The sequence below is a fragment of the Sandarakinorhabdus sp. FBCC-B8862 genome, from assembly GCF_059745315.1.
The window spans coordinates 674,823-694,754 of sequence record NZ_CM185574.1 but is presented as its reverse complement, the minus strand read 5'-3'; the positions used below and the strand labels follow the sequence as shown (position 1 = coordinate 694,754).

Below are 19,932 nucleotides of genomic sequence, written 5' to 3'. Positions count from 1 at the left end.
TCCTTCCTCCGCAGGCAGCATCCATGGCAGATCCGTACCAAGATCATGACCTCATAAGGAATTTTGCTTAAGGCGGGGCAACGGTGCCGGCACCGGGCCAGGCAGGAGGCCTATGCAATTCCAGTGCTGCCAGTTTCGAACATCGTTCAGCCCATTTCCTTCTTCCCGAGCCGTGTCGAACGCCAGGCATGTGGAGACGCCAACAGTGTGGCAGGATTGGCCTGTGCCATACTGGCCTCATCTTATGTCACCGGCGCGGTTTTCGATGCGGACGGTGGCGGTCTGCTGGTTTGACGGATGTGCCGGTGGCCATGTCAGCGAAACAAATGAACTGTCGACCGGGGCAATAATCAACAGCTTGGGCTGGGCACGTTTGCGACCTTGATACGTTGCCATTCCCTTCGTATCCGAAATAGAATATTCGTATACGAACAATGATTCGCGTGTTCCACCTTGTGCAGCGGGCCAATACGGCGTTGTTTCGGGCGGCCGACCGGCGGTTGGGTCAGCGCCATGGCATCAGTGCGACGCAGCTGGGCGTGTTGTTGGCCCTGTTGGCTGATGATGGCCAGCCGCTGTCGCGCTTGGGTAACAGCCTGGGCATTGCGCCGGCCAGCATGTCGGGCTTGTGTGATCGCATGGTGGTGCGCGGGCTGGTGCGGCGGGCGGCGGATCCTGAAGATGGCCGGGTTGCCCGCCTGTGGCTGGAGCCGGCCGGTCGTTCCCTGGCCGAGCAGGCGTTGCCGGATGTCAACGCCATGAACCGGACGCTGCTTGCCGGATTTTCAGCCGACGAACAGGCCATTGTCGCCCGCTTTCTTGACCATCTGGCCGAGCAGGCCGCCCCGCTGCTGAACGGAAAGGATTGATCATGGCTGATCGTGACGACCTGGTGTTGTGCACCCTCGAGGACCGGGTGCTGCGGTTGGTGATCAACCGGCCGGATCGCAAGAATGCCCTGACCCATGCCATGTATGCCGCGCTGGCCGATGGCCTGGCGTTGGCGGCGGCCGATCAGGCTGTCCGCGCTGTGTTGATCACGGGTGCTGGCGATTGCTTCACGGCCGGCAACGACATGGGCGATTTTGCCGCCGGCATGCCGGATGGCGAATTGCCGGTCACCCGCTTTCTGGCCACGTTGCGCGATCTCGACAAGCCGGTGGTGGCGGCAGTCAATGGCCTCGCCATCGGCGTGGGGTTGACCATGCTGCTGCATTGCGATGTGGCGATAGCGGCGGACACAGCCAGTTTCCGCGCGCCCTTTGCCCAGTTGGGACTGGTGCCGGAAGCCGGATCATCGCTGCTGTTGCCAATGGCGGTGGGCACGGCCTGGGCCAATGATATCCTGATTGCCGGTCGCACCGTGACGGCTGCGGAAGCACTGGCCATCGGCCTGGTGTCGCGCCTGTTGCCGGCGGCGGCGCTGGCCGACGCGGCGGCGACATTGGCCCGTGAACTGGCCGATCTGGCGCCGGGTGCGGTGCAGGGAACCAAGCGGCTGATCCGCCGCCAGCGCGCCATTGTGGCCGATCAGATGGCTGCCGAAGCCCGCCTGTTTGGGGAGCAACTGCAGTCGGCAGAGTTTCGGGAGGCGGCCATGGCCTTCATGCAACGACGTAAGCCGGTGTTTGCCTGAACGAGCGATCAGAAATCCACCCCAAGGCTCAACTGGGCGGCGCGCGCGGCGCTGATGTCATAAACGCCGCTGCCCAGCACCTCCACGCCATAGTGATTGGCGATGTTGGTCACCACGAAGCGCAACTGGGCCGGGGCACCCGCAATGCTGAGTGATTGACGGACGCCGATGTCAATGGTGGTGCGGGCCGGGGCGCGGGCCTTGTTGTCGTTGCTGGCCACGACGGGTGAAATGTGGTTCACGGCGGCATTGATGCGCAGGCCGCTCGCAAAGGCCGGCCGCCATTCCAGCGCGACGCTGCCGCGCCCATCGGGCCGGCCCACGGCCCGGCTGCCCACCAGGCCATCGCGCACCGCTGCGCCAACCACGCTGGTGCGACCGATCACGGCGCCAGCCAGAATATCGAGCCGGGGGCTGAGCGGGCCCGACAGGCTGAGCTCCAGCCCGCGGCTGCGCGTGTCGCCCAGCCGGCTGAAGCGGCCGGTGGCATCGAACTGGAAGTAGGGCCGCGTGAGTTCGAACACACCGGCAACCAGGGCCAGCGGTCCGGCGACTTGCCAGCGCAGGCCGGCATCGATCTGGCGGGTGGCGCTGGCCGGCAGCGGCTGGTTGCGGTTGCTGGCGCTGCCCGGTGCGGCGCCGCTGTCCTCCAGCCCCTGGGCAAAGCTGGCATAGCTGCCCAGCCGCTGCGTGATCGGAACGGCGGCGGCGGCGGTGACGAGCCAGGGGCTGGCCCGTTCGGTGGCCGGCGGGCTGGCGGCCGGGGTCGCCTGTTTGCGATAGCGGGTTTTCTGCAGGCCCAGCGACAGGTTGGCGATGCCGGGCCAGCGCAGTTCATAGGCGAGGCCGACAGTTGCCTGGCGGATGCGGTCATCATCGCGGGGGCCAAAGCCGGGCAGGGCGGGCAGCGGCGGCGCCGGCTGGTTCAACTGCACTGGCCCCAGATCCACCAGGGCGCTGCCACCGAACTGGCGCTGGCGGTCGCGCCAGCGGGCCGAAAGGGTGATCATGTGGGTGCGCGGGCCATCAGTGATTGACCGGTCCAGCCGCAACTCGCCGCTGGTCACGCGGTTCCGGCCAGGCGGATCAACCACCAGCAGTTGCTGGGCCGCGCCTGTGGTTGTGACATCGAGATAAAGATTGGCGACGGTGCGCGGCGCATCGGATTGGGAATGGAACAGGCCGGCCTGCAGGTGCCACGGCCCGGCCTGCCAGTCCCCGATCAGGCCGAGGGTCCGGCGATCCCGGCTGTTGAACAGGCCATCGGGACCCTGGAAGCGCCCGCGGTCCACGCGTGGCGGCGGCTGGCCATCGGCCGTGAGATAGACGGGCGGCGGTTCGGCGGCGCGCACCATGGTGGCGCTGGCCAGGGCCGTGAGCTTCAACCGGCGGCTGATCTGCCAATCCAGCGTGGCATTGGCCGTGTAGGTCTGATCGGTGGTGCCGTTGGGATAGGCTTCGCGATAGGCGCCGGCGCCCACGGCCAGCCCGATGTTGCTGCCCAGCGGTTGATCCCATGTGGCTTCACCGGTGAGGAAACCGAAACTGTCGGCCGACAGGAACAGCGTGGCTGCCGGGCGGGTGCCGGCGTGGCGCAGGCGGATATCGACCACGCCGGTGGGCGCCGGAAAGGCAAAGCCCTGCGCCGCGAGGCCAACCCGGATGCTGGTGGTGCCGCGCAGCAGACTGGGCGGCAGGCTGGCGGGATCGAAATACAGGCCTTCCAGACGCACGTTGCCGGCATCGACGGCCGAGAAACCCCTGATATCATCAGCACTGTAGAGGCCGATACTTTCCCGCCCGATGGCGGTGCCAAAGCCATCGTCGGCGGCTTGCAGGGCATTTTCGGCCGCGCGCTGGGCCAACGCCGGCGCGGTCAGCAGGCCGGCTGCAACCAGCAAGGCAAGGCGAGCGGAGAGTAGGCGCATCAGGGGCTTTCGAGGCAGGAACATGTGCCGGGATTGCCAATGCAGGGGCGCTGTGACTATCAATCAATCGGCAAAAACAGTTGAAAGAATTGCAATCATGACTGCGCGAGCATCGTTGAGCGTGTCGTTGAACGGTCTGCGCGCCTTTGAAGCGGTGGTGCGGCTGGGCAGTGTGGGGGCGGCTGCGCGCGAGCTGGGGCTGACGCTGTCAGCGGTGAGCCATCAGCTGCAGGCACTGGGTGCCGGCTTTCCAGCGCCGTTGCTGGAACGGCATGGCCGCCATGTCCGGCCGTCGGCCACGGGCCAGGCGCTCGCCCGGCAATTGGCGGCACCCTTTGCCAGCATCGATCGGGCTGTGGCCGAGGCACGCGCCGCGCGTTCGGTGCTGACGATCAGCGCGCATGACAGCCTGGCGGCGCACTGGCTCTTGCCGCGCATCGGCCAGTTTGCGGCGCAGTGCCCGGATGTCGATGTGCGGTTGGCCGCCACGGCCCGGCTGGTCGATCTGGATCGGGAACTGGTGGATTGCGCGTTGCGGCTGGGCCCCGGGGGCTGGCCCGGCGTGACGGCGCAGCGGCTGCTGGCGCAGACGATCGCGCCGGCCATAAGGGCGGATCGGTTGGGCCATGGGCCCTGGCCGCTCATCGTGCAGCAGGGCAAGGCCGATGAATGGGAAGATTGGCCAGGCTTGGGCGGCCCGGCCCAGATGAGCGTGCCCAACCGCGATCTGACGATCAGCGCCGTGCTGGCTGGCAGCGGGGTGGGCCTGATCGATCTGCTGGTCACCGCCGATCAGCTGGCCAGCGGCGCCATCGTGCAGGTCGGTTCGGCGCGGCCCAGCGGCTGGCATTATCATCTGGTTTTGCCCACCGGGCGGCGTCCAGGCGCGGCCGTCCGCCAGTTTCGCGACTGGCTGCTGGCAGAGGTGGACGTCACGCGGCAGCAACTGGCGGTCACAGGCAAAGACTTGTAGCGTTTGCTACAATCGCATAGGCTGCCCCGGTTCTGGCAGAACAGGAGCGGTGCGGATGCGCGTGGAATCCCTGACCATGGCGGGCGAACTGGCCCCAATCGATGTTGCCCGACCGGAGCTTTTTGCCGAAGACCGCTGGCAGGAGCCGTTCCGCCAGTTGCGAGCGCAGGCGCCGATCCAGTATGTGCCGGAATCGAAGTTCGGGCCCTATTGGTCGATCAGCAGCTACAAGCCGATCGTGCACGTGGAAGCGCTGCCCAAGCTGTTTTCATCGAGTTTTGAGCTTGGCGGCATCACGCTGGGCATCGAGGCCGACCGCGCCCGGCCGGGCGAACGGCGGCTGCCGCAGTTCATCGCCATGGATCCGCCGCGCCACACCGGCCAGCGCCGCACCGTGGCGCCGGCCTTTGGCCCGGCAGAGGTGGCGGCCATGCGGGCCGAGGTGCAACAGCGCACCGCCGCGGTGCTGGACGCGTTGCCGGTGGGCGAACGCTTTGACTGGGTGGAGCGGGTTTCGATCGAGTTGACCACCGGCATGCTGGCCCGCCTGTTCGGTTTCCCGTGGGAGGAACGGCACAAGCTGACTGCCTGGTCGGATGCCGGTGGCAATATCGATGCCATTGTTGCTCCAGGCGGCTGGGACTGGTTCAACGGCGAGATGGAGGCCATGGGCGCCGCCTTTGCCGAATTGTGGCAGCGCCGTGCCGCCGACCCCGGCAAGGATCTGATTTCGGTGATGCTGCAATCCGATGCCATGCGCGACATGGATCCGGTGGAGTTCATCGGCAATCTGATCCTGCTGATTGTCGGCGGCAACGACACCACGCGCAATTCGATGACGGCCTGTGCCTGGGGTCTGGCCCAGTTTCCCGATGAGCGCGCCAGGCTGGAAGCCGATCCGGCGTTGATCCCCAATGCCGTGCAGGAAATCATCCGCTGGCAGACGCCGCTTTCCTATATGCGGCGCACTGTGACGGAGGACACCGAGCTGTTCGGTCACCGCCTGAAGAAGCACGACATGCTGGCGCTCTGGTATATCTCGGCCAACCGCGACGAGAGCGTGTTTGATGATGCCGACCGGATCATCGTTGATCGCCCCAACGCCCGGCGGCACCTGTCGTTCGGTTATGGCATCCATCGATGCGTTGGCGCGCGCGTGGCCGAACTGCAGCTGGTCACCCTGCTGGAGGAGTTGGCGAAGCGGCGGCTGCGGGTGAACCCGGTTGCTGAGCCCGTGCGCGTGCCGGCCAGTTTCGTCCATGGCTACAAGCATTTGCCGGTGGAATTAACCCATTATTAAGGATCGGAGGGGACAAGGCCGATGACTCCGCTTGAAACCGTGACGGCCTTCATGAAGGCCATGGAATCGCTGGATTACGACCGGGCCCTGCGGCTGGTAGCCGCCGATTGCGCCTATACCAACCCGCCGCCGCTTGGCACCGTCCATGGGCCGGAGGGAATCCGGGCCGTGCTGACGCCCTTTTTTGCGCCGACCCTGGAAAACGAGTTCCGCGTGATCCGCGCGCTGGCCGAAGGCCCGGTGGTGATGCTGGAGCGGCTGGACCGCCACCGCCTTGCGGACAAATGGGTGGAATTGCCGGTCACCGGTGTTTACGAGGTGCGCGATGGACTGATCCGCTATTGGCGGGATTATTTCGATCTGGCGACGATCATGGGCCAGTGGCCGGCGGGGTGAGCCGCTGTTCGGCGTCCAAGATCATCTGGCGGGCGGCGGCCAGCACCTGGTCTGAGCGGGGATCGCCGGCGAACACCCGCGACAGGGTGATTGCGCCAACCATGGTTGACCAGGCGGCCAGGCTGAAATCCGCGACTGCGTCGTCTGGCCCGTTGCCGTGAGCTTCAGCCATCGCGGCCAGATAATTGTCCATCTTCCGGATCATGGCGCGGCGCGTGGCGGGGCCGCTGCGCGCCACATCGCCGGCCAGCGCTGCCACGGCGCAGCCGGCACCCGGCGCATCGCGGTGGGCACGGCTGAGATAATTGTTGAGGATGGATTTGACCGTGCGCTTCCCAACGCCGCGCCGGGCGGCAGCGGCGGCGGCCTCGCCATCCAGCAGTGCGCGTTCAAGGGCCGCGGCCACCAGCGCATCGCGCGATTCAAAATGCACATAGAAGGCGCCGTGGGTCAGGCCGACCGACCGCATCAGCTCACCGATGCTGAGCGCATCAATGCCGCGTTCGCGGATGGTCTGTGCCGCAGCCGTGATGATACGCTCGCGGCTTTGTGCTTTTTCCGCCCGTGAATGGCCCATGCTGCATCCTTGCGCTTGACTCTCTGCATGATGACCATCATGCTGATCATCAACGGCCGCAAGTTTTGCATCGATCGATAGAAAAGTCCATGTTTTGATGGATTTTCGGGACTCGATGCGATGATTTCGGCTGTGTCGATCGGCGGAGAAGTGCGGCTGTTCGATCAATCTGCATGATGAACAGTCAGATGGATGCGGGAAAAAGGGGTGCCACCATGACGGATCCGCGGGCCTTGTTTGATCTTTCCGGCAAGACCGCGCTGATCACCGGCGGATCGCGCGGGCTGGGGCTTCAGATTGCCGAGGCGCTGGGAGATTTCGGTGCCCGGCTGGTCATCTCTTCGCGTAAGCCGGCTGATCTGGAAGCGGCGACCGCCCATCTTTCGGCCCGCGGCATCGATGTCAGCCATGTCGCCTGCGACAATGCCGTGGATGAGCAGGCCTTTGCGCTGGCGGATACGGCCATCGAACGGCTGGGCCGGGTGGATATATTGGTCAACAACGCCGGCGCCAGTTGGGGCGCGCCGGCGGAGGATCATCCGATCGACGCGTTTGACAAGATCATGAATCTGAACATCCGCGCGCTGTTCGTGCTGTCCCAGCGCATCGCCAAGCGATCGATGATCCCGAATGCCTATGGCCGTATCATCAACATGTCGTCGATGGCGGGCCTGCGCGGCGCCGATGGCCTGGTGGCCTATAACACCAGCAAGGGGGCCGTGATCAATTTCACCCGGTCGCTGGCGGCCTCTTGGGGCCGATATGGCATCACCTGCAATGCCATCGCGCCGGGGATGTTCCCATCGAAGATGACGAAGGGCACGTTTGAAAGACTGGGTGTGGAGCGTTTTGCCAACGCCGCGCCGCTGCGCCGGATCGGCGATGACCAGGATCTGAAGGGCACGGTGCTGCTGTTCGCCGGCGACGCCGGCAAACATATCACCGGGCAGACGCTGGCCGTGGATGGCGGCGTGACGGCGGTTTGACGAGAGGGGAGTCCAGATGTCCGAGATTTCGCTTGCCGACTATCGCGCCCTGGTGGGGCAGGAGCTTGGGGTGTCGCGCTGGTTCCTGCTCGACCAGCGCCGCATCGATGCCTTTGCCGACGTGACGGAGGATCACCAATTCATCCATGTCGATCCGGCGCGGGCGGCGGCGACGCCCTTTGGCGGCACGGTGGCGCACGGCTTCTTCAGCCTGTCGATGCTGGCCGCCATGGCCTTTGATGCTCAGCCGAAGATCGCCGGCCGGGCGATGGCGGTGAATTATGGTTTTGACCGGGTGCGCCTGTTGAGCCCGGTGAAGGCCGGTGCCCGTGTGCGTGGCCGCTTCGTGCTGAAGGAAATCGTTGATCGCGGGCCGAAGGAATTCCTGTCGAAGACCGAGGCCACGGTGGAGATCGAGGGCAGCAACAAGCCCGCGCTGTTCGCCGAATGGCTGGGCATTTCCCACCTGGCCTGAGCCCGGGCAGCATCAAGGAGAGCATCATGAGCGAGAACCGCGAAGGCCAGGTGCGGCACGAGCGGCACGGCCATATCCTCAAGATCATCATCGACAATGCCGCCAAGAAGAACAGCTTTGTGCCGGCGATGATGGAGCAGCTGGCCGCGGCCTTGACCCTGCTGGAGGAGGACGACGATCTGTGGGTGGGGGTGTTGTGCGCGGTGGGTGATCATTTCACTGCCGGGCTCGACATGCCGAAATTCTTTGGCCCCACTGCCACGGCCAAGCCGCTGGCCGATGGCCAGATCGACCCATTTGGCCTGAAGAATCAGGGCAGCAAGCCGATCGTGACGGCGGTGCAGGGGATCTGCTTCACCATCGGCATCGAGATCGCGCTGGCCGGGGATATCATCGTGGCGGCTGATGACACGCGCTTCTGCCAGATGGAGGCCAAGCGTGGCATCGCACCCCTGGGCGGTGCGCATTTCCGCTATGTCACCCGTGCCGGGTGGGGCAACGCCATGTATCACCTGTTCTTGTGCGACGAATTCGGTGCGGCCGAGGCGCATCGCATCGGGCTGGTGCAAGAAGTGGTGTCGCCCGGCACGCAGGTGGAGCGGGCGATGGCGCTGGCCGAACAGATTGCCGCCTGCGCGCCGCTGGGCATTCGCGCCACCAAGCTGGCCGGCCGCACCTATATCGAGCAGGGCGAGCAGGCGGCCATCGCCGCCATCCCGGGCATCCGCGACCGGGTGATGGCCAGCGCCGATGCCGCCGAGGGCATCATGAGCTTCATGCAGCGCCGCCCGGCCGTGTTCCAGGGGCGGTGATGGTCAGGCCAGGCAGGTGGCCAGCAGGCGGTTGAAATCGTCTGGCTGCTCGAAATAGGGCGAGTGGCCGGCGCCTGGCATCACATGTTCGGCCACAGACGGCACGGCGGACAGCATGCCGGACAGGCTGGCCGGCGGCCAGATCGGATCATCGGCGCCCATGATCAGATGCACGGGCAGCTTGATGGCCGACAGCGCTGCCGGCGGGATCAGCAGCGTCGGCGCGAACATTGCGGCGCCCAGCGCCGGGTCCAGCGGCGGGTTGGCCGCGCCGATCTGGCGGTAGAGCAGGGTCTTGGCGGGTTCGCGGGCTTCAAAGCCCGGCGTGAGGCCAAGGGCGGCCGGGCCACGCGCGTCCATGCGGGCGGTGGCCTGCTGGAAGGTGGCGAGGCCGGGGGGATGGGCGATCCCGGCCAGCGTGCAGCACAGCACCAGGCGGTTGACCAGATCCGGCCGGGCCAGGGCCAGGCGCAGGCCCGTCCAGCCGCCGAGGGACTGGCAGACGACATCGGCATGGCTGGCGCCGGCGGCGGCCAGCACGTCAACCGCTGCCCCGACCAGCGCCTGATAGGCATCGGCACCCGCCGGCAGCGCGGCCGAATGGCCAAAGCCGGCCAGATCATAGGCGACGACATGGCGGTGGGCGGCGAAGGCGGCGAACTGCTGCCACCAGGCGCTGCTGTTGCCGCCGGCGCCATGGATGAGGAGAAGGCTGGGCCGCGCCGGATCGGCAGTGCCGGCCGCCATCCAGGCAATGCCGTTGGTGGTGCCGTTGGCCATGATCAGAGCCCGAAGGCCTGCAGGGCGGCGCGGGCGATGATGTCGCCCTTTTCCTGCACGAAATGGCCGCCATCGGCGATTTCGAGTGGCGCTGGGCAGCCGTTGATGATGCCGCGCAAGCGGGCCATCACGTCGGGCCCCAGCACCGGATCGGCCATGCCGACAGCCATGAAGCTGGGGCCGCGCCATTCCTGCTGCCACCAGCGCGCCGCGGCGCGGGCGGTGGCGACGCCTGGCATGTCGGGCGCGGTCATCACCAGTTCCGGAAAGCGCCGCACTCCGGCCTTGTGGCGGGCATCGGGGAAGGGGGCGCCATAGGCGGCGGCTTCGGCATCGGTCATGTCGGGCTGGGAGCGTTTCATCAGGGCCGGAATGTCGAGATCCGGCCGGCTGCGGTTGAAGGCGCGCCAGCGGTCAAACCCTTCGCTGACGGGTTCGCCCACCGGGATGGTGGTGTTCATCACCAGCAATCGGCTGAAACGTTCAGGCAGTGCCGGCGGCAGGGTGAGGCCCAGGATGCCGCCCCAATCCTGGCAGACCAGCACGACATTGCGCAGATCGAGCGCGATGATGAAGGCGAGCAGCGTTTCGCGGTGGAAATCAAAGCTGTAGACCGCCTCGTCAACCGGCTTGTCGGAGCGGCCGAAGCCGAAGAGATCGGGCGCCACCACGCGATGACCGGCCGCAGCGAAGATGGGCACCATCTTGCGATAGAGATACGACCAGGTCGGCTGGCCATGCAGGCACAGGAAGGTCACGGCGGCGTCGCGCGGGCCTTCGTCGAGATAATGCATGCGCAACCCGGGGCGGCCGGGCAAATCAGAAAGATAATGCGGCCTGAAGCCGAAGCCCGGCAAGCCGAGAAACCGGGCATCATCGGTGCGCAATGCGTGCATGGCGGTCTCCCCGTTGTGACGCTGGCAGCCAGCGTTGGCAGAGATTAGCATCTGTAGCGACTGCTACAAGTGCGCCTTGCGGAAATTGGCTGCTTTCCGGGGCAGGGCAAATGTCTGGACTTGCGCGTGACCTGCTGGCTTTACATTCTGTTATCAGATGGTGATCCGCCGTCACCGGGCGGCCTTGCCGCCACACCTTCGCCCTGTTGCAGGCGCAGCAGATTGCTCAGTGTCTCGATCGAGAAGGGCTTTTCGATATAGGGGCGCCCGCAGCGCTGGAGAAAGGCGTTGGCGGCTTCGCCCAGCGTGTCGCCGGTGAGGAAGACCAGACGGGTTGCCAATTCCGGCCTGTGCTGCACCAGCCAGTCGTGCAGGGCCGGCCCGTCCATGCCGGGCATCTTGATGTCGGCGATGATCAGGTCGGGCTTCGCCTGGTCGAGCAGGCGGATGGCATCCGCGCCGCTGCGGGCAGCCTGGGCCTGCCAGCCTTGCTGTTCCAGCAGCTCACAGATGGTTTCGGCCAGATCAAGTTCATCGTCCACAACCAGCGCCCGGCCGGCCAACGGCGATGCCGGTGACGATGCCGCGGGCGCGTTGGCTTCGGCATGGGCGTTGACGGGAATGATGACCCGGAACTGCGCACCGGCGGCCGTCTTGACGAGCGACAGGTCGCCGCCATGCGCCTGCACCACGCCATAGGCAAAGGACAGGCCGAGGCCGGTGCCGGCGCCGACGGGTTTGGTGGTGAAGAACGGTTCGAAGATCCGGCCGTGCAGGGCGGGCGGAATGCCGGGGCCATTGTCGCGCACGTCGATGACCAAGCGGTCGTGCTGCAGCCGGGTGGAGATCCACAGATCGCGGGGGCCGGCAATGGTTTCGAGGGCATGCTGGGCGTTGATGATCAGATTGGCGAACAGCTGGTGCAATTGGCCGGCATCGCCGGCAATCACCGGCAAGCCGGGGGCCAGATCGCGATGCACCCTGATCCCGGCTGACCGCAGGCCATAGACCGTGATGTCAAGCGCGGCCTCGATCAGGTCGTTCACGTCAACCAGTTGGCGTTCGGGAGCGCGTTGGCGTGCCATGGCCAGGAAGGTCTGCACGATGCGGGCACAGCGTTCGGCGGCGGCGCGGATCTTGCCGGCGCGCACCGATGTCCGTTCGTCTGCAGCTTTTTCCTGGAGGATGAGGGCCTGGCCCACCACCACCGACAGCGGGTTGTTGAGTTCGTGGCTGAGGCCGGCCAGCAGCGAACCCAGCGCCGACATTTTTTCCGAATGATAGAGGGCGGCGCGGGAGCGTTCGAGCTCTGCCTCGGCCCGCATCTGTTCGGTGGTATCGATGGCAAAGCCGCCGATCTGTGGCGTGCGGCCATCGAGCAGGAGCGGAAAGCGGATCAGCAGCGCCGAGGAATTTGTCTGGCGATCGGGGAAGAACTGGCTGCGCGTCTGGGACTGGCCAGTGGCAATCGCGCGCCGCTCCTCCTCGTCGATCCGGGCAGCCTCCTCGGTGCCCAGCACCTCTGTCGCCGTTCGGCCAATGGCGCCTTCAACCGGAACGCCCAGCACCTTGGCCATTTCCGGGTTGACCATCACATAGCGGCCGCCGGTGTCTTTCAGATACATGCCAACCGGCGCGTTGCGCATGAAGGCATCGAGCAGGGCCTGGCTTTCCCGCGCGCGTTCGTCGGCCTGGCGCCGATCGCTGTTGTCCAGCGCAATGCCGGTGGCGCGCACCGGCGTGCCATCGGCATCGCAGCTGGAAACCCCGCGCAGCAGCACCCAGCGGATCTGGCCATCGGGGCGGATGATGCGATATTCGATCTGGAACGGCTTGCCGCTGAACACCGCATCATCCACTTCGCGCAGATAATGTTCGCGATCATCGGGGTGGACGAAATCATAGCGCATGTCTCCGGGCAGGGTTTCGGCATAGTCGATGCCCCAGATCTCGCAGGTGCGGGGTGACCACCAGCATTCGTTCCTGACAATATCATAATCCCAGGTACCCATTTCGGCGGCTTCGACGGCGACGCGCAGGCGTTCCTCGCTGCGCTGCAGCCGCGATGTCGTGCGGGCGAGTTCCACCAGCGACCAGGTCTGTTCGGCCACTTCGCGGATGGTCCATTGTTCGGCCAGGCTCCAGCCATGGGGCCGCGCGCGGCAGACCGACAGCAGCGCCACCTGACGACCGTGCCGAATGATCGGCACCGTCACCAGAGCTGCTGCCTCCCGGGCACGGCACAGCGCCTTTGTCCTTGGCGGCAATTCCGGGTCGGCCGCCACGTCGCTTGCCACCAGGATATGGCAGAAGCTTGCGCCCGCCGGTTCGATGCCCAGCGCCGCGGCCGGCACGTCGGCCGGGCTGGCATCGCAGCTGCCATCCGTCCACTCATGCAGCAGGGCCAGTGTTGGCATGGCGGAGCCGGGTTCGGCGAAGCAGACCCTATTGGCGCCCGTCTGTGCGGCCAGCATCTGGGCCGCGACCGACAGGATCGCGTCTGCATCAGCGAGGCTGCGCAGCTGATCGACAAGATCAGTCACGAACCGATCTGTTGACACAAGAGCCAGGTCACCGTGGGGGATGGGCATGGTCGCCTTTGGATTCAGAGGGGTGCGAAGGCGCGGGCGGTCAGGCATGCCTGCCGGGCAGTGTTGATCTGCTGATCAGTCTCGCCGAGGGATTTGACAATTGCAATCACGGCGTCGCCGCAGCGATGAACGGGGCATAACGGCGGGCATCGACCCGGACGAAGCGGCGGGCACCACTGGTTTCGCTCCAGCCGCGTGCCAGCATGCGGGCGGCGGCATGGCTGGCAGGGCGATTTGCTGTCAGGACGGTGGCAATGCGGCCGCAGTTCAGGGTGGCGGATGCCATGCAGACGATGGGACCAGGCGGCAGCGGGGCCGAGCGCCAGAGCGGCACAAGCCGGCTGGCAATGTCAGGTGATTGCGCCTGCAAGGCCAGCCAGGGCCCTTCGGCCAGCGCTGCCACATCCGCTGCGCCGCTGATCAGGGCGGAGAGGGCGGCTTCGTGCGTTCCGGCATGGCCGGTTTCGCGAAAGGCACCCCGGCCAACGCCGGCGCGCCGCAAGGCTTCAGCCTGAACAAGGGCGCCAGAGGTTGAACCGGGCAACACTTCGGCATAGCGGAGCCGCGCCGCCATGGGGCCGAGCGCTGTCAGCGTTGTCGGGCCGGTTTCCCGCCGTGCCAGCAGCACGCCGCGATAGCGTTCCTGTGTGGCCGGGGGTGGAGCCAGCACGGCGACGGCATGGGCGCCCTGCAAGCGCGCAACGCGGACAAATACGGCCAGATTGGTGACGGCCAGATCAATTTCGCCGTTCTGCACGGCCGTGGCCAACAGGTCCGGTGTGGAAAACAGCAGGATGATCACCGGCCGGCCGCTGATCCGTTCCACCAGGCGCGCGAGTGGCGCAATTGCAGCCCGCCGGTCATAGGCTGGATAAGCATAGGTTGCGAGGCGCACCGGCGGCGCGGGGGCGGCCGCCGGTGCACTTGATGAGAGCAGGGCGGCCGCGAGGCAGGCGTGGATGTTCATGCCAATTTCCCTCAGGAGCCGGCGGCACGGATGCCTGCACCCGTGCCGCCGTTGCCATCAGAAGCGGATGCCGAAGCCCGCCATCACCTGGTGACGATTGTCGCCAGCGTCATAGTCGGAGTAGCGATACTCGACCTTGGCATAGAGCCTGCTGCCCAGTTCCTGCTGGACACCGGCACCGATGCGCCAGCCGTCGAGATTCTGGGCTTCGCTTACCAGGGCGCCGGTTGCAGGCTTGTATTCGCCGCGTACCCGGGCATTAGACCAGCCGGCGAGGGCATAGAGGCTGGTGCCGGGCTTCACCTCAACACCGGCGCGGGCGATCAGGCTGAGATCGCGTCCGGCCCGCACGCACAGTCGGTCCCCGGCGGCGATGATGCCGCTGGCGCATTCCCGGGCCGTGCTGAAATCGGCGTTGGCTTCCAGACCGGCAAACAGGCCCTTGCCCAGCTTGACATCGTAACCGATGCCGAGACCGTAGGCGAGGCCGTTGCTCTTGACGCTGTCAGACTGGGCGCGATCCCAGCCGCCGTGCGCTTCCAGCCGAAGGCCTTGCGCGCAGGCGGTGCCGGAATGGCCGGCCGCAACGGCCGCCAACAGCAGGGAGAGGGGCAGGATGGAGCGGATTGTCATGATCGGTGTTCCTTTCGTGATGATGTGCAGCATGTGCTGACGGCACCGCTTTAGACCCGGCGTGCCACGCGCTGATGGCGGCGCGGCGTAATGTATGTTGCAATTGTGGCAGTGGCGCCGGTGTTGGCTGGTTTTCCAGCGTCAGCATCGGTTACAACCGCCATATGTTGGCGTTCAGACCGGCTGTGGTGACGGGCGATCCGGCGTATGGCGCGCTGGCGGCAGCACTGTTGCGTTGGGCCTGGGCAGGTGACGACGGTAACAGTTGCAACATGAACGCTGACGCCTTGCCATGCGGGCATGACGCGGTGGTGCGATGATGCAGCCTTGCATTGCGCTTGCGAAGGACCAGTGATGACTCAGAACACCCCTCACATCGTTGTCGTGGATGATGAGGACGATGTGCGCGAAATGGTGCAGGATTATCTGGTGGACCATGGCTTTCTGGTCACCCAGGTCGATGGTGGCGCCAGCCTGCGGTTGCTGATGGCGGAGCGGCCGGTCCACCTGGTGCTGCTGGATATCAACATGCCGGGTGAAGACGGGTTGACCATCGCCCGCAGCCTCAAGGCCCGCGGCGACATTGGCATCATCATGCTGACTGCCAATGGCGACACCATTGATCGGGTGGTTGGCCTGGAACTTGGCGCCGATGATTATGTGGCCAAGCCGTTTGACCTGCGCGAGTTGCTGGCCCGGGTGCGCGCGGTGCTGCGCCGGGTGGCGGCGCCCGGCCAGGCCCCGGCAACGATGGGGAACGAGGTACGCTTTGGCGACCATGTCCTCAACCTTGATTCCCGCCGGCTTTATGCCGCCGATGGCAGCCCGGTGGAGATTACTGCGATGGAATATGACATGCTGCGCGTGTTCGCCCAGAACCCGGGCCGGGTGTTGTCACGTGACCGCATTCTCGACCTGGCCCATGCCCGCGACATGGAGCCCTTTGATCGATCCGTTGACACGCGCATCGTTCGGCTGCGTCAGAAGATCGAGCGCGATCCCGCCTATCCGCAGATTATCAAGACGGTGCGCGGCGCCGGCTATATCTTTGTGCCGCACGGCCATGACCCGGCGATTGACCGGAACTGATCGGGCTATGCCGGCCAGACGGGTGCAGCCTTTGCCATAGGCAAATCGGGTCTGGCTTCAGACCCTAGATAGGTTTCCAGTGGCCGTGGTGCGTGTATCGTGGCCAGCAATCAAGCTGCTCTGGGGAGGGCCATGCACTACGCGGAACTGGCGCAGGCGCGCGACGAGTTGACCGGGCCGGGCGGCGCGTTCGAGATTGTCACCATCAAGGTGGACGGTGTGCCGGTGCGGGCTTATGCCCATGCGCTGCCGGATGTGCGGGCCCTGTGGCAATCAACACGCCAGTTCGCCGAGCGCCCTTATCTTGTGTATGAAGGTGAGCGGCTGACCTATGCCGAGGCCCATGCCCGGGTGGATGCCATTGCCGCCTGGCTGGCCGCTGCCGGCGTGCAGCCGGGCGATCGGGTGGCGATTGCCATGCGCAACTATCCGGAATGGCTGCTGATCTATTGGGCCTGCGTGTCGACCGGGATTGCGGTGGTGGGCATGAACGCTTGGTGGACGCCGGAGGAAATGGCCTATGGCCTGGCGGATGCGGCGCCCAAGGCGCTGTTTCTGGATGCCGAGCGGCTGGCGCGGTTCCGGGGCATTGCCGTTCCGCCGGCCGGGCTGCAGCTGGTGGGCGTGCGGCTGGCGGAGCCGGTGGCAGGCGTGACGCCCTTTGCCGAGGTGATTGCCCATGGCGGGCCGATGCCCGAGGTGGCGATCGATCCGGATGCCGATGCCTGCATCTTCTACACATCGGGCACCACAGGCTTTCCCAAGGGCGCGCAGCTGACGCACCGGGGCTGCATCACCAATTTGTTCAACATGCTCTATGCCGGTGCGTCCACGGCGCGGGCGGTGCAGCTGGCCACCGGTGTGGCGCCGCCGGCCACGCCGCCCGTGCCGGTGACGCTGCTGACAACGCCGCTGTTCCACGTGACCGCCAACAATTGCGGCGCCTATGCCACCACGGCGGCGGGCGGCACCATCGTGCTGATGTATCGCTGGGATGCCGGCGAAGCGCTGCGCATTATCGAAAAGGAACGGGTGACCTCCATCGGCGGCGTGCCGGTGATGGCGCGCGAACTGATCAACCACCCGGATTTTGCCACCACCGATGTGTCGAGCCTGACCGCAATGTCGGGCGGCGGCGCCCAGGTGCCGCCCGATCTGGTGCACAAGATCGAGGACCGGGTGGCCAGCGCCCGGCCGAGCACCGGTTACGGCATGACCGAAACCTGCGGGATCATCACCTCCTGCTCCGGGGATTTCTTTGTCGACAAGCCGGACAGCGCCGGCCCGGCCATGCCGGCCTATGAGGCGAAGTGCGTGGACGATGATGGCAACATGGTGCCGCCGGGAGCGGTGGGCGAACTGTGGGTGCGCGGCGCGGCGGTAATCAAGGGCTATATCAACCGGCCGGAGGCCACAGCTGCCTCCATCACCGATGGCTGGCTGCACACCGGCGACATTGCCCGCATCGACGAGCATGGCTTCATCTACATCGTCGACCGCAAGAAGGACATGGTGCTGCGCGGCGGCGAGAATGTCTATTGCGCGGAGGTGGAGGCCGCCATCTATCGCCACCCGGCGGTGGCCGAATGCTGCGTGTTCGGCGTGGCCGACGAACGGCTGGGCGAAGAGGTGGGCGTGGCCGTGGTGTTGAAACCCGGCGAGGCTTTGGATGCCGAGGGCCTGCGCCAGCACTGCGCGGCGCTGATCGCCAATTACAAGCTGCCACGCCACATCTGGTTCATGGCCGATCCGCTGCCGCGCAATGCCAGTGGCAAATTCCTGCGGCGCGAGCTGCGCGAACAGTTGAGCGCGGCGCTGCCGACGGCCTAACGGGCGGCGGCCTGCGCCAGCAGCAGGGCGCCTGTGATCCCGCTGTTGTCGCCCAGGGCAGGGGGCAGGATGCGATGGCGCCCGGTGCCGGGGAAATAGGCGTTGCCCAGGGTGTCGGTGCGGGCGCGCACCCGGTCGATCAGGCCGGGCGTGTTCATGACGCCGCCGCCCAGCACGATGATTTCCACCGCCGTGGTGGCGATCAGCGTGTGGCAGAGTTGCGCCAGATAATCGGCAATGATGGCGTGGCCAGGATGATCGGCGGGCAGGCCTGACAATGGCTGGCCCCAGCGCGCGATGATCGCCGGGCCGCACACCAGCCCTTCCAGGCAATCGCCATGGTGGGGGCAGATGCCGGGAAAATCGGCATCGTTGGCCGGGCGGCGCGGCAGCATGTGGCCCATTTCGGGATGGGCGGCACCATGCACCAGCTGGCCATCGAGCATGAGGCCGCCGCCCACCCCCGTGCCAATGGTGACATAGGCCAGCGAACCGGCATCACGGCCGGCGCCTATGCGGGCTTCGGCCAGCGCGGCGCCGTTCACATCGGTGTCAAAGCCCACCGGCACGCCCAGGCTGCGGGCGAAATGGCCGGCCAGATCGCAATCGGCCCAACCCGGCTTGGGCGTGTTGGTGATATGGCCCCAGCGCGGCGAGGCGGGATCCAGCGCCACCGGGCCGAAGCTGGCGATGCCCATGGCCGCAATGGCGCCCTGGGCGGCGAACCAGGCGCTGGCTTCGGCCAGGGTTTCAGCCGGCGTGCGGGTGGGGATGATATGGCGGGCGGTGATGGCATCGGGCGCATGGCCCACGGCCAGCACGAATTTGGTGCCGCCGGCTTCGATACCGGCCAGAAGGGGGATATTGGTCATGCCGCTTGCGTGTGCACCAGGCTGGCGCCGTGGCCAAGCAGCGACAGGTGCAGCAGCGGCGCCGGCACCCCGCCGAAATGGCGCCGTGCTGTCGCCGGATCGGCCGGGACGGCCGTGCCATCGAGGCCGATGAAATCGACAAAGCTGGCCACGGTGAGTTCGGCCGTGACGATCCAGCTGTAGCTTTGCAGCGGCGCCGATGGCGGGTTGCACAGCACCAGGCCGGAGCCGTTCAGCGGCGTGTAGGGCCCGAACAGCGTATCGGCGACCATGCCGTAAAGCCCGCCCGGCGCATGGCCGAGACCGGGGGCGAAGGTGCTGGACTGGGTGGCCCAGAGGACATGATAACGCCCCGCGTGAACCACGACATGGGCGCGTTCCAGCTCGTTGTTGACGCCATCGGCGGTGACCAGCGGCGGCAGCAGCTGCCAGCCGCCATCGCTGGCCTTGCGGGCGATGCCAACCGCGCCGTTGTGATCGCTGGCAGCACCGGCCAGCGAGGCGGTGAAGATCAGATATTCGTGGCCGTCGGCCGGATCGCGGAACCAGGCCGGATCGCGGAAGGCCTTGATCTTGCCGGCTTCGCCTTCATGGGCATCGGCCAGCATATAGGCGGGATGAGGCCCACGCAGCGAGGGCCGGGGGTGCGACCAGCCCTGCGGGCGGCCATCAGCGCCGATGGCGGCGCTGGCTTCGAAAAGCTGCTGCTGATAGCCGCCGGGCCGGGCATCGGTGCCGGCCGCGGTGAAATAGAGGGTGACATTGGTGCCGTTGGTGACGGCGGAGCCGGCCCATTCGCGCTCATAGGGCACTGGCACATCCGGCAGCACCGGGCCCAGATCCTGCCACTGGCCGTCACGCCGTTCGAGCAGGTGGATCTTCGCCTCGAAGTGGCGCAGCGCCGGGTCGCCGCGGTCGGGCGCGGTGAGGACCATCCAAAATTCCCGCCCGGCGAGGCGGGCGATGCGGCCCTGTTCGTCCTGGATCGGCCACAGGTCCCAGTACAATCGGTCGGGCGCCAGGCCCTGCCGGTCGACGCCGGTGATCAGCGGCACCTGGGCGGCCTGGGCGGCATTGGCGGTGCCGGCGGCGGCGACAGTCCAGCGGCTGGTCATGAACGGGGGCCCGATGTGGCAGGAGTGGGTGACAATAGTGGGGTGGCCGGGGCTGCCAAGTGGCAACCCCGGCCGG

19 protein-coding genes are annotated in these 19,932 nt (G+C 66.4%); 10 read left to right on the top strand and 9 right to left on the bottom strand.

Annotation, left to right across the window (positions count from 1 at the left end; translation table 11 throughout):
* Nucleotides 1-443 precede the first annotated feature (443 nt).
* Together AC6BOR_RS03325 and AC6BOR_RS03320 are read left to right on the top strand one after the other, a co-directional pair.
* Nucleotides 444-869 (top strand): MarR family winged helix-turn-helix transcriptional regulator, encoded by a 426-nt coding sequence (locus AC6BOR_RS03325; protein WP_498059792.1) that lies wholly within the window; start codon nt 444-446, stop codon nt 867-869.
* Between the two features lie 2 nt (nt 870-871).
* Nucleotides 872-1,636, top strand: coding sequence for an enoyl-CoA hydratase-related protein (locus AC6BOR_RS03320; RefSeq protein ID WP_498059791.1), 765 nt, complete (start codon nt 872-874; stop codon nt 1,634-1,636).
* Nucleotides 1,637-1,644: 8 nt separating this feature from the next.
* Here the strand turns inward: AC6BOR_RS03320 and AC6BOR_RS03315 are convergent, their stop codons facing one another.
* Nucleotides 1,645-3,564 (bottom strand): TonB-dependent receptor domain-containing protein, encoded by a 1,920-nt coding sequence (locus tag AC6BOR_RS03315; RefSeq protein WP_498059790.1) that lies wholly within the window; start codon nt 3,562-3,564, stop codon nt 1,645-1,647.
* A gap of 97 nt (nt 3,565-3,661) precedes the next feature.
* Between AC6BOR_RS03315 and AC6BOR_RS03310 the strand changes: the two genes are divergently transcribed.
* Genes AC6BOR_RS03310 through AC6BOR_RS03300 form a run of 3 tightly spaced genes read left to right on the top strand, consistent with a single transcriptional unit; the run spans nt 3,662 to nt 6,233 of the window.
* Nucleotides 3,662-4,537 (top strand): LysR substrate-binding domain-containing protein, encoded by an 876-nt coding sequence (locus tag AC6BOR_RS03310; RefSeq protein ID WP_498059789.1) that lies wholly within the window; start codon nt 3,662-3,664, stop codon nt 4,535-4,537.
* Nucleotides 4,538-4,592: 55 nt separating this feature from the next.
* Complete coding sequence (locus AC6BOR_RS03305; protein WP_498059788.1) at nt 4,593-5,837, top strand: cytochrome P450; 1,245 nt, start codon at nt 4,593-4,595, stop codon at nt 5,835-5,837.
* A 21-nt stretch (nt 5,838-5,858) separates the two neighbouring features.
* Complete coding sequence (locus tag AC6BOR_RS03300) at nt 5,859-6,233, top strand: limonene-1,2-epoxide hydrolase family protein (protein ID WP_498059787.1); 375 nt, start codon at nt 5,859-5,861, stop codon at nt 6,231-6,233.
* Here the strand turns inward: AC6BOR_RS03300 and AC6BOR_RS03295 are convergent.
* Nucleotides 6,208-6,810: a TetR/AcrR family transcriptional regulator gene (locus AC6BOR_RS03295; protein ID WP_498059786.1), complete on the bottom strand. Its 603-nt coding sequence runs from the start codon at nt 6,808-6,810 to the stop codon at nt 6,208-6,210. The genes AC6BOR_RS03300 and AC6BOR_RS03295 overlap by 26 nt on opposite strands.
* Nucleotides 6,811-7,025: 215 nt before the next feature.
* Here AC6BOR_RS03295 and AC6BOR_RS03290 point away from each other — a divergent pair, with 215 nt between their 5' ends.
* Genes AC6BOR_RS03290 through AC6BOR_RS03280 form a run of 3 tightly spaced genes read left to right on the top strand, consistent with a single transcriptional unit; the run spans nt 7,026 to nt 9,083 of the window.
* Entirely contained in the window at nt 7,026-7,796 is a 771-nt protein-coding gene (locus AC6BOR_RS03290; protein WP_498059785.1) for an SDR family oxidoreductase, read from the top strand.
* Between the two features lie 16 nt (nt 7,797-7,812).
* Complete coding sequence (locus AC6BOR_RS03285) at nt 7,813-8,271, top strand: MaoC family dehydratase (RefSeq protein WP_498059784.1); 459 nt, start codon at nt 7,813-7,815, stop codon at nt 8,269-8,271.
* 26 nt (nt 8,272-8,297) lie between these two features.
* Nucleotides 8,298-9,083, top strand: a complete 786-nt coding sequence (locus AC6BOR_RS03280) for a crotonase/enoyl-CoA hydratase family protein (RefSeq protein ID WP_498059783.1) — start codon at nt 8,298-8,300, stop codon at nt 9,081-9,083.
* 3 nt (nt 9,084-9,086) lie between these two features.
* Here the strand turns inward: AC6BOR_RS03280 and AC6BOR_RS03275 are convergent, their stop codons facing one another.
* The 5 genes from AC6BOR_RS03275 to AC6BOR_RS03255 form a co-directional block, all read right to left on the bottom strand.
* A complete protein-coding gene (locus AC6BOR_RS03275; RefSeq protein ID WP_498059782.1) occupies nt 9,087-9,863 on the bottom strand; it encodes an alpha/beta fold hydrolase in 777 nt (258 codons plus the stop codon).
* 2 nt (nt 9,864-9,865) lie between these two features.
* Nucleotides 9,866-10,759 carry a haloalkane dehalogenase gene (locus tag AC6BOR_RS03270; protein ID WP_498059781.1) on the bottom strand — a complete coding sequence of 298 codons (894 nt, stop codon included), beginning with the start codon at nt 10,757-10,759 and terminating at the stop codon, nt 9,866-9,868.
* 140 nt (nt 10,760-10,899) lie between these two features.
* A complete protein-coding gene (locus tag AC6BOR_RS03265; RefSeq protein WP_498059780.1) occupies nt 10,900-13,302 on the bottom strand; it encodes a PAS domain S-box protein in 2,403 nt (800 codons plus the stop codon).
* Nucleotides 13,303-13,456: 154 nt separating this feature from the next.
* Complete coding sequence (locus tag AC6BOR_RS03260) at nt 13,457-14,317, bottom strand: phosphate/phosphite/phosphonate ABC transporter substrate-binding protein (RefSeq protein WP_498059779.1); 861 nt, start codon at nt 14,315-14,317, stop codon at nt 13,457-13,459.
* A gap of 57 nt (nt 14,318-14,374) precedes the next feature.
* Complete coding sequence (locus AC6BOR_RS03255) at nt 14,375-14,950, bottom strand: outer membrane protein (protein WP_498059778.1); 576 nt, start codon at nt 14,948-14,950, stop codon at nt 14,375-14,377.
* Nucleotides 14,951-15,304: 354 nt separating this feature from the next.
* Here AC6BOR_RS03255 and AC6BOR_RS03250 point away from each other — a divergent pair, with 354 nt between their 5' ends.
* Nucleotides 15,305-16,039, top strand: a complete 735-nt coding sequence (locus AC6BOR_RS03250) for a response regulator (RefSeq protein ID WP_498059777.1) — start codon at nt 15,305-15,307, stop codon at nt 16,037-16,039.
* A 132-nt stretch (nt 16,040-16,171) separates the two neighbouring features.
* Nucleotides 16,172-17,869 (top strand): class I adenylate-forming enzyme family protein, encoded by a 1,698-nt coding sequence (locus AC6BOR_RS03245; protein WP_498059776.1) that lies wholly within the window; start codon nt 16,172-16,174, stop codon nt 17,867-17,869.
* On the opposite strand, the gene AC6BOR_RS03240 is transcribed toward AC6BOR_RS03245, so the two are convergent.
* Entirely contained in the window at nt 17,866-18,741 is an 876-nt protein-coding gene (locus AC6BOR_RS03240) for an ROK family protein (RefSeq protein WP_498059775.1), read from the bottom strand. The two genes, AC6BOR_RS03245 and AC6BOR_RS03240, sit on opposite strands and share 4 nt — an antisense overlap.
* Nucleotides 18,738-19,856, bottom strand: coding sequence for a glycoside hydrolase family 68 protein (locus AC6BOR_RS03235; RefSeq protein ID WP_498059774.1), 1,119 nt, complete (start codon nt 19,854-19,856; stop codon nt 18,738-18,740). Before AC6BOR_RS03235 ends, AC6BOR_RS03240 begins: the two co-directional genes overlap by 4 nt.
* Between the last annotated feature and the right edge of the window lie 76 nt (nt 19,857-19,932).

What these genes read in the sequence shown, in the direction of transcription:
- AC6BOR_RS03285 (WP_498059784.1), top strand. Translation starts at nt 7,813, where the DNA reads ATGTCCGAGATTTCGCTTGCCGACTATCGCGCCCTGGTGGGGCAGGAG.
- AC6BOR_RS03315 (WP_498059790.1), bottom strand. Translation starts at nt 3,564, where the DNA reads ATGCGCCTACTCTCCGCTCGCCTTGCCTTGCTGGTTGCAGCCGGCCTG.
- AC6BOR_RS03310 (WP_498059789.1), top strand. Translation starts at nt 3,662, where the DNA reads ATGACTGCGCGAGCATCGTTGAGCGTGTCGTTGAACGGTCTGCGCGCC.
- AC6BOR_RS03250 (WP_498059777.1), top strand. Translation starts at nt 15,305, where the DNA reads ATGACTCAGAACACCCCTCACATCGTTGTCGTGGATGATGAGGACGAT.
- AC6BOR_RS03295 (WP_498059786.1), bottom strand. Translation starts at nt 6,810, where the DNA reads ATGGGCCATTCACGGGCGGAAAAAGCACAAAGCCGCGAGCGTATCATC.
- AC6BOR_RS03290 (WP_498059785.1), top strand. Translation starts at nt 7,026, where the DNA reads ATGACGGATCCGCGGGCCTTGTTTGATCTTTCCGGCAAGACCGCGCTG.
- AC6BOR_RS03320 (WP_498059791.1), top strand. Translation starts at nt 872, where the DNA reads ATGGCTGATCGTGACGACCTGGTGTTGTGCACCCTCGAGGACCGGGTG.
- AC6BOR_RS03260 (WP_498059779.1), bottom strand. Translation starts at nt 14,317, where the DNA reads ATGAACATCCACGCCTGCCTCGCGGCCGCCCTGCTCTCATCAAGTGCA.
- AC6BOR_RS03235 (WP_498059774.1), bottom strand. Translation starts at nt 19,856, where the DNA reads ATGACCAGCCGCTGGACTGTCGCCGCCGCCGGCACCGCCAATGCCGCC.
- AC6BOR_RS03305 (WP_498059788.1), top strand. Translation starts at nt 4,593, where the DNA reads ATGCGCGTGGAATCCCTGACCATGGCGGGCGAACTGGCCCCAATCGAT.
- AC6BOR_RS03240 (WP_498059775.1), bottom strand. Translation starts at nt 18,741, where the DNA reads ATGACCAATATCCCCCTTCTGGCCGGTATCGAAGCCGGCGGCACCAAA.
- AC6BOR_RS03270 (WP_498059781.1), bottom strand. Translation starts at nt 10,759, where the DNA reads ATGCACGCATTGCGCACCGATGATGCCCGGTTTCTCGGCTTGCCGGGC.
- AC6BOR_RS03275 (WP_498059782.1), bottom strand. Translation starts at nt 9,863, where the DNA reads ATGGCCAACGGCACCACCAACGGCATTGCCTGGATGGCGGCCGGCACT.
- AC6BOR_RS03245 (WP_498059776.1), top strand. Translation starts at nt 16,172, where the DNA reads ATGCACTACGCGGAACTGGCGCAGGCGCGCGACGAGTTGACCGGGCCG.
- AC6BOR_RS03255 (WP_498059778.1), bottom strand. Translation starts at nt 14,950, where the DNA reads ATGACAATCCGCTCCATCCTGCCCCTCTCCCTGCTGTTGGCGGCCGTT.
- AC6BOR_RS03300 (WP_498059787.1), top strand. Translation starts at nt 5,859, where the DNA reads ATGACTCCGCTTGAAACCGTGACGGCCTTCATGAAGGCCATGGAATCG.
- AC6BOR_RS03280 (WP_498059783.1), top strand. Translation starts at nt 8,298, where the DNA reads ATGAGCGAGAACCGCGAAGGCCAGGTGCGGCACGAGCGGCACGGCCAT.